General features: G+C 72.1%; 6 protein-coding genes. 5 read left to right on the top strand and 1 reads right to left on the bottom strand.

All coding sequences use genetic code 11. The annotated features are described in order from the left end of the window. On the bottom strand, nucleotides 1–1,213 hold a 1,213-nt coding region (locus FM076_RS01640), incomplete at its 3' end, for a LacI family DNA-binding transcriptional regulator (protein WP_173868166.1). A 174-nt stretch (nucleotides 1,214–1,387) separates the two neighbouring features. On the opposite strand from FM076_RS01640, the gene FM076_RS01635 reads away from it, so the two are divergent. The 5 genes from FM076_RS01635 to FM076_RS01615 all read left to right on the top strand — a co-directional run bounded on the left by FM076_RS01635 (nucleotide 1,388) and on the right by FM076_RS01615 (nucleotide 6,756). After that, nucleotides 1,388–2,422, top strand: coding sequence for an SIS domain-containing protein (locus FM076_RS01635; RefSeq protein ID WP_173868165.1), 1,035 nt, complete (start codon nucleotides 1,388–1,390; stop codon nucleotides 2,420–2,422). 148 nt (nucleotides 2,423–2,570) lie between these two features. Continuing rightward, the gene (locus FM076_RS01630; RefSeq protein ID WP_173868164.1) at nucleotides 2,571–3,395 is read left to right on the top strand and encodes a PfkB family carbohydrate kinase; all 825 of its coding nucleotides are present in this window, start codon (nucleotides 2,571–2,573) and stop codon (nucleotides 3,393–3,395) included. Nucleotides 3,396–3,398: 3 nt separating this feature from the next. Further along, nucleotides 3,399–4,928: an extracellular solute-binding protein gene (locus FM076_RS01625; RefSeq protein WP_173868163.1), complete on the top strand. Its 1,530-nt coding sequence runs from the start codon at nucleotides 3,399–3,401 to the stop codon at nucleotides 4,926–4,928. Continuing rightward, a complete protein-coding gene (locus FM076_RS01620) occupies nucleotides 4,925–5,842 on the top strand; it encodes a carbohydrate ABC transporter permease (RefSeq protein ID WP_202034906.1) in 918 nt (305 codons plus the stop codon). Before FM076_RS01625 ends, FM076_RS01620 begins: the two co-directional genes overlap by 4 nt. Then, nucleotides 5,839–6,756 (top strand): carbohydrate ABC transporter permease, encoded by a 918-nt coding sequence (locus FM076_RS01615; RefSeq protein ID WP_243274265.1) that lies wholly within the window; start codon nucleotides 5,839–5,841, stop codon nucleotides 6,754–6,756. The genes FM076_RS01620 and FM076_RS01615 overlap by 4 nt, the downstream gene beginning before the upstream one ends. The last annotated feature ends 156 nt before the right edge of the window (nucleotides 6,757–6,912 follow it).

The raw sequence follows: 6,912 nt of genomic DNA, 5'->3' as shown, positions 1-6,912 counted from the left end.
AGCGGGACGGCGGTGGGGCGATGGACTCGCGCGGAACGAACGCGGTGTCCAGCACGATGTGCTCGGGCCGGACCTCCGCGTGGCCCTCGATACGGGCGAGGAGGGCCCGTACCGCACGCGCGCCCAGCTCCTGGACCGGCTGCGCCACCACGGACAGGCGGGGGCGGATGACGCTGGTCCAGTCCGCGTCGTCGAACGTGACCAGCGAGATGTCCTCCGGCACCCGCAGCCCCGCCTCCTGGATGGCGGAGAGCGCGCCGAGGGCGATCAGGCTGTCGGTGGTGAAGAGGGCGGTCGGCGGCTGGGGGAGGCCGAGAAGCCCGGCCGCCAGGACGGCCGGGTCCTGGCCGTGGACGCCCACCCGCACATAGGTGTCCGGATCGTCGAGACCGGCCGCGTGCAGGGCGGCGCGGAATCCTCTGACGCGCTCGACGCCCGTCGAGACCTGCCCGGGAGGCTCCGCACGGCGCCGGTCTCCGCCGGGCCCGCTGACGCGCGGGCTCCGCTCGTCGCGGTCGTCCCCGCTCCCGGATCCGTCCGTGCCGGATCCGTCCGCGCCGGAGCCGTCCGTGCCGTGCCCGCCGGTGTCTTTGTGCCGCCCCGCCGGGCCGGACACGTGGACGCCGCTGCCGCCCAGCGTCACCAGGCCGATCCGCCGGTGCCCGGCCTCCAGCAGGCGGCGTACGGCGTCCTCGGCGGCCCCGCGGTTGTCCACGGTCACGGTGTCCGCGCCCAGCGACGGCACCTCGCGGTCCAGCAGGACGAGGGGGCAGCGGGCCTCCCGCAGGGCGGCCAGGTGGGCGGTGCTGGACGGGGAGGCCGGAGCGATGATGACGCCGTCGACGTGCTTGTCGCGGAGCATCTTCACGGCGGAACGCTCCTGGGCGAGGTCCTCGTCGGTGTTGGCCAGCAGGACCTGGTAGCCCGCCGCCCGCGCGGTGTCCGCGATGCCGCGGGTGACGCCCGCGAAGAAGGGGTTCTGTATGTCGGCGACCACCACGCCCAGTGTGTGGGTGCGCCCGGTGATCATGCTGCGGGCGAGCTGGTTGGGGCGGTAGCCGAGCTTCGTGGCCGCGGCCCGCACCCGCTCCCGCGTCCGGGGGCTCACAGAGCCGTAGTCGGCGAGCGCGCGGGAGGCGGTGGAGCGGGAGACCCCGGCCTCGCGGGCCACGTCGGGGATGGTCGCGGGGCGCTGGCTGCGGTGAGTGGTCATGGCGGCAACAGATTATCCGGCGCACCGTATTGACGGTGCCGAGTGGTGGTGGGAAGGTTCTCAACACCGCGGATGAGAACGTTCCCAAATCCGCTTGTCCCTGCGCTTGGGAACGTTCCCAATCCGATGCTTCCCTTCGCTCGTCCGCCCTCGTCAGATGTGGAGAAGAACCGCGTGACCACCGCAACCCTGCCGCTCAAGCCCATCAACCCGGACTTCAAGGAGACCGTCTCCTTCGCCCTCGGGCAGCGCGAGGCCGCCCGCACCTTCGTCGAGGGCGTCACCGGTTCCAGGACCGGGCTGCGCAACGTCTTCCTGGTCGGCTGCGGCGGCTCGCTGGTCGCCTCGTACGCCGTGCACCATATGCTGGAGACCCGCGCCCCCTTCCCGGTCTTCCACATGAACAGCGCCGAGTTCCGGTTCCGCGAGCCCGCGCTGCTCGGCGAGGGCTCGCTCGTCGTGGTCGCCTCGCACACCGGCACCACCAAGGAGACCGTCGCCGCCGCCGAGTACGCCAGGGCGGCCGGGGCCACGGTCGCCGCCGTGACCCGGCTCCCCGACAGCCCGCTCGCCAAGGCCGCACACACCGCCTTCACCTACGGCAGCGAGGACACCGTCACCGCGCCCAAGCACGTGCTGTTCGGCCAACTCGGGCACGCGCTCCTGGAGAAGACCGGCGTCCCCGGCGACTACGCGCGCACGCGCGCCGCCTACGAGGCACTGCCCGAGGCGCTGCACGCGGCGCAGCGGGAATCGGAGGACCTGTGCCACTCCATCGCCGCCGCGCTGGCCGACGAAGAGGTGACCTACGTGCTGTCGGCCGGCCCCAACTACGGGGCGGGCTACGGCTTCACCATGTGCTACCTGATGGAGATGCAGTGGAAGCACGGCGGCAGCTACAACGCCGGCGAGTTCTTCCACGGCGCCTTCGAGGTGGTCACCGAGGACCAGCCGGTGCTGCTGATGCTCGGTGAGGACGGCACCCGGCCGATGGCCGAGCGGGCGAAGACCTTCCTCGACAGGTACACGCGAAAGGCGCACTACCTCGACACCCGGTCGCTCTCCCTGCCCGGCGTCCCCGGGGACCTGCGCGGCGAGATCAGCCCGATCGCGCTCAACACGCTCGCCAGCCGCCTCGCACACCACTACGAGGCGGTACGCGGCCACGACCTGGACAAGCGCCGCTACATGTTCAAGGTCGAGTACTGAGACGAGCGGAGTGACGAACGGAGACGAACGGGAAGAGGCCGCCGGCTTCCGGACAGCGCCCGGCCGCGACCCCGTTCTCCCGGCCCGGCCCGGTGCCGCCCCGCACCGGGCCGGGCCGCCCCATCCCCCCGCACGGACAGGAGAGACCATGCGCATCTGCGGAGTAGGCGACAACGTCGTCGACCGCTACCCGCAGCGCGGACTGATGTATCCCGGCGGCAACGCCCTCAACGTCGCCGTGCACGCCGCCCGTTGCGGAGCCGAGGCCGCCTACCTCGGCGTCCTGGGCACCGACGAGGCCGGACGGCACGTCCGGGCCGCGCTCGACGCCGAAGGGGTCGGCACCGACCGCGTCCGCACCGCCGACGGCCCCAACGCCTATGCCACCGTGCGCCTCGACGCGGAGGGCAACCGGCACTTCGCCGGCTCCGACGAGGGCGTCTCCAGGTTCACCCCGGACGACGCCGACCTCGACTGGCTGGCCCGGTTCGACCTCCTGCACACCGGCGACTGCAGCGGCCTGGAGCACGCCCTGCCGCGCCTCGCCGGGGCCTGCCCGGTCAGCTACGACTTCTCCGACCGCCCCTGGTCGTACGCCGAACCGCTGCTGCGCCACGTCCGCCACGCCGTCTTCTCCCGGCCCGGCGCGAACGACCGTGACGCCCTCGCCCTCGCACGGGCCGCGCACCGGGCCGGACCCCGGATCGTGGTCGTGACCCGCGGCGGCCGGGGCGCCCTGGTCTCGCGGGACGGAGTACCGCACCTCCAGCCCGTGACGCCGGCCGAGGTCGTGGACACGCTAGGAGCCGGCGACTCCTTCGTCGCGCGGCTGTCGGTGGCCCTGCTGGGCGGTGCCGCGGTGCCGGACGCCGCCGCACAGGCCGCCGCGTACGCCGCCGAGGTCTGCACCCACGAGGGTGCCTTCGGACATCCCCGGGTCTTCTCGGACCCGCACATCGCACCCGCGAGGTGACCCGTGCTGCGCTTCCTGCGAACCCCGGCGCTGCTCGCCACCGCCTTCGCCGCCGTCCTCTCGCTGAGCGGCTGCGGGCAGGCGCCCGTGCGCACCACCCCGAACGACTTCACCCTGGACGGCCGGCCACGAGGGCACCTCACCGTACTGGAGAAGTGGGCCGACCCGCAGTACGCCCCGTACTTCGCGCGGATGGCGAGGGAGTACGAACGGCGCAACCCCGGCGTCAGCATCGAGATCCAGGCCGTCGGGGACCAGCCCTACAAGGACCGCATCGCCGCCCTGGCCGCCTCCCGGGACCTGCCCGACATCTACTTCGCCTGGCCGGGGCAGTACGCCGAGCGGTTCGCCGACGGGAAGCTGGCCGCCGACCTCACCTCCCAGCTCGGTGACACCGCCTGGGGCCGCTCCTTCGTGCCGGACGCGCTGGGCGCCTACCGGTACGACGGGCGCAACTACGGGGTTCCGGTGACCCTGGACGCCAAGGTCTTCGCGTACAACAGGCGCCTCTTCCGCGAAGCCGGGGTGAAGGGGGTGCCGCGTACCTTCCCCCAGCTGCTGTCGGCCTGCGACCGGATCAGGAAGACCGGCCGTACCCCGGTCACTTTCGGCAACCAGTACGGCTGGCCCGTCGGGCACCTGCTCACCCAGCTGAACGCGATGCACGTACCGCCGAAGGTCCTGGCGTCGGACTACGCGGCCCGGAAGGGCGGAGGCTTCCGGCACCCCGGGTACGTGCGCGCCTTCGCCGATCTGCGCCGGCTGAAGGAGCGGTGCTTCGCGCCCGGCGGCTCCAGCGTGAGCCACGAGAACGCGCAGACCCAGTTGGTGTACGGGAAGGCTGCCATGCAGTACCTGGAGACCGTCGAGTTCCCCTTCCTCACCGAGAAGGGCGGAGCCCCCGCCTCCTTCGAGCGGGACTGGGGCTTCTTCCCCATGCCGGGCGACCCGGGGGGACAGGGTGACCCCCGGGCCCTCGCCGGCGGCACCGACGGGCTGATGGTGTCCAACAACTCGCCCCGCAAGGCGCTCGCCGTCGACTTCCTGAAGTTCCTCACCGCACGCCCCCAGGCGCGCGAGATGGTACGGGAACTGGGCTGGCTCAGCGCCGTCAAGGGCACCTCGCGGGCCGGCCGGGTCAAGGGGCTCCGCTCCGCCCAGCGGCTGATCGACGGCCGCCGGATGTCGGTCTGGTTGGACACCCGCACCGACAACAAGATCGTCAACCCCACGCTCGCCGCGGCCGACTCCGTGCTCGGCGGCCGGGTGAGCCCCCAGGAGGCCGTGCGCCGGGTACGGGAGGCGGCCGACCAGGCGTACCGCTTCTCCTCCCGCGGCGGCTCCTCCCGCGACGAGGCGTCCGGCACAAAGGCGTCCGGCGACGAGCTGCCCGGAGTCGGGATGTCCGGCGACGAGCTGCCCGGCGACGAGACGTCCGCCGCCACCGTGCCCGGCAACAAGGCGTCACCCGGCGGCGCTTCCTCCCCCGCGCACCGCAGAGCCGGCCACCCGGACCAGGGAGGGACGAGATGACCACGCTTCACGGCCTCCCGGCCACCGGAGGCCGCGCCGCCCGCCGGATGCGGCACACGCTCTGGGCCGCCCCCGCCCTCGCGCTCATCGCGGTCTTCGTCTACTACCCCGTCGTCGAGAACATCCGCCTCAGCCTGCTGAAGTTCAGCGTCTTCCAGCCGGGCACCCGGTTCGTCGGACTGGACAACTACCGGCAGGCGTTCGCCGACCCCGTCTTCTGGAAGGCACTCGCCAACAACCTCCTCTTCGCCGTCACCTCGGTCACTTTCCAGGTGGGCGCCGCCCTGGTGCTCGCCGCACTCCTGGAGGAACTGGTCGGGCGGCGCCTCGGAGGACTGCTGCGCACCCTCTACGTCGTCCCCGCCGCCGTCTCGATGACCGTCGCGGGACTCCTCTTCCAGTTCCTCTACCAGCCGGACGCCGGCCTGGTGAACAGCCTGCTGCACGCCGTCGGCCTGGGCAGTTGGCAGCGCGACTGGCTCGGGCAGCCCGACACCGCCGTCTGGGGCGTCATCGGGATGAGCCAGTGGCAGTCCTTCGGCTACACGACGATGCTGCTCACCGTCGCCGTGCAGCGGATACCGCGCGAGCTGTACGAGGCGGCGTACGTCGACGGCGCGGGCCGGGTCCGCACGTTCTTCACGGTCACCGTTCCCATGGTGCGGCAGATGACCACGCTGCTGGTCATCCTCACCGTCTCCGGCGCCTTCCTGGTCTTCAACGAGGTGATGGTGATGACCGGCGGCGGCCCCTCCAACTCCAGTCAGGTGCTGGGCACATGGCTGTACACCAGCGCCTTCACCGGCGACGACATGGGCTATGCGGCGGCGGTAGGCACCGTGATGTTCGTCCTGACCTTCGCCGCCGGCGCGGCCCAGCTGTACTACTCACGGCGAAAGGCGGTGGAGGCATGACCCTCACCATGCAAGCGAAGGGCCACGCGCCCGCGGCGCGGACACCGTCCCGGGCGGCGGACCCCTGGCGGGCGGGCGGCGCCTCCGTCCGACGCCGGGCAGGCATCGTGCCGAGGCTCCTCGCCTACTGCGGCCTCGCCGCGCTGGCCGTCGCCGTGCTCTACCCCCTGTGCTGGATGGCGCTGTCCGGGCTGAAGAGCAACGGGGAACTGTTCACCGCGCCCTGGTCGCTGCCCGCGCACCCGCGCTGGGACAACTACGCGGCCGCCTGGAACCAGGGCGCGCTGCGCTACCTCCTCAACAGTGCGCTGGTCACCAGCGCGAGCGTCCTGGCGGTGGTACTCATCAGCGCCTGGGCGGCCTACGGACTGACCCGCCTCGACATCCCCCTGGCCCGCCCCGCACTGCTGCTGGTGCTCGGCGGCATGATGCTCTCACCGACGGTCGCGCTGGTACCGCTCGCCCAACTCCTGCAGGCTCTGCACATCTACGACACGTACTGGGCGCTCATCGTCCTCTACACGGCGTTCAAAGTGCCGTTCACCACCTTTCTGGTCCGTGCCCACCTGCTGAGTCTTCCCACCGAGGTGGAGGAGGCCGCCCACATCGACGGGGCGAGCCGCTGGCAGACCTTCTGGCAGGTCGTCGTCCCGATGTCCCGGCCGATCCTGGTGTCCGCCGCCATGCTCCAGACCCTCTTCTGCTGGAACGAGTACGCCTTCGCGCTGGTCTTCGTCACCGACGACCGGTTGAAGACACTTCCCGTCGGTCTCGCCGACATGGCGGGCAGGCTCAACTCCGACTGGCCCATCCTGTTCGCCGGACTGACCATCGCCGCGCTCCCCATGATCGTCGTCTTCCTGCTGGGACAGCGGCACTTCGTCCGGGGCCTGGCGGAGGGGATGGGGAAGTGAGCCCCTCCGGTACGGGGCAGCCGCCGCGAGTGGTGGAACGGGGCGGCGTCGCGGAAGGTGAGCCGGGGCGCCGGCGACCGCCCGGCCAACGTGCGGGTCCTGCTTCTTGCGGCGCATGAACGGCCGGGCGGCCGGAGGGTCGTCCGTGCGCACGCC

Source organism: Streptomyces albus subsp. chlorinus (assembly GCF_013302895.1).
GTDB classification, from domain to species: domain Bacteria; phylum Actinomycetota; class Actinomycetes; order Streptomycetales; family Streptomycetaceae; genus Streptomyces; species Streptomyces chlorinus.
Note: the sequence above shows the minus strand (reverse complement) of the source record. Positions and strands in the feature narration are given on the sequence as shown.

Coding starts and splice junctions, on each gene's coding strand:
- FM076_RS01630 (WP_173868164.1), top strand. CDS start 2,571: ATGCGCATCTGCGGAGTAGGCGACAACGTCGTCGACCGCTACCCGCAG.
- FM076_RS01620 (WP_202034906.1), top strand. CDS start 4,925: ATGACCACGCTTCACGGCCTCCCGGCCACCGGAGGCCGCGCCGCCCGC.
- FM076_RS01615 (WP_243274265.1), top strand. CDS start 5,839: ATGACCCTCACCATGCAAGCGAAGGGCCACGCGCCCGCGGCGCGGACA.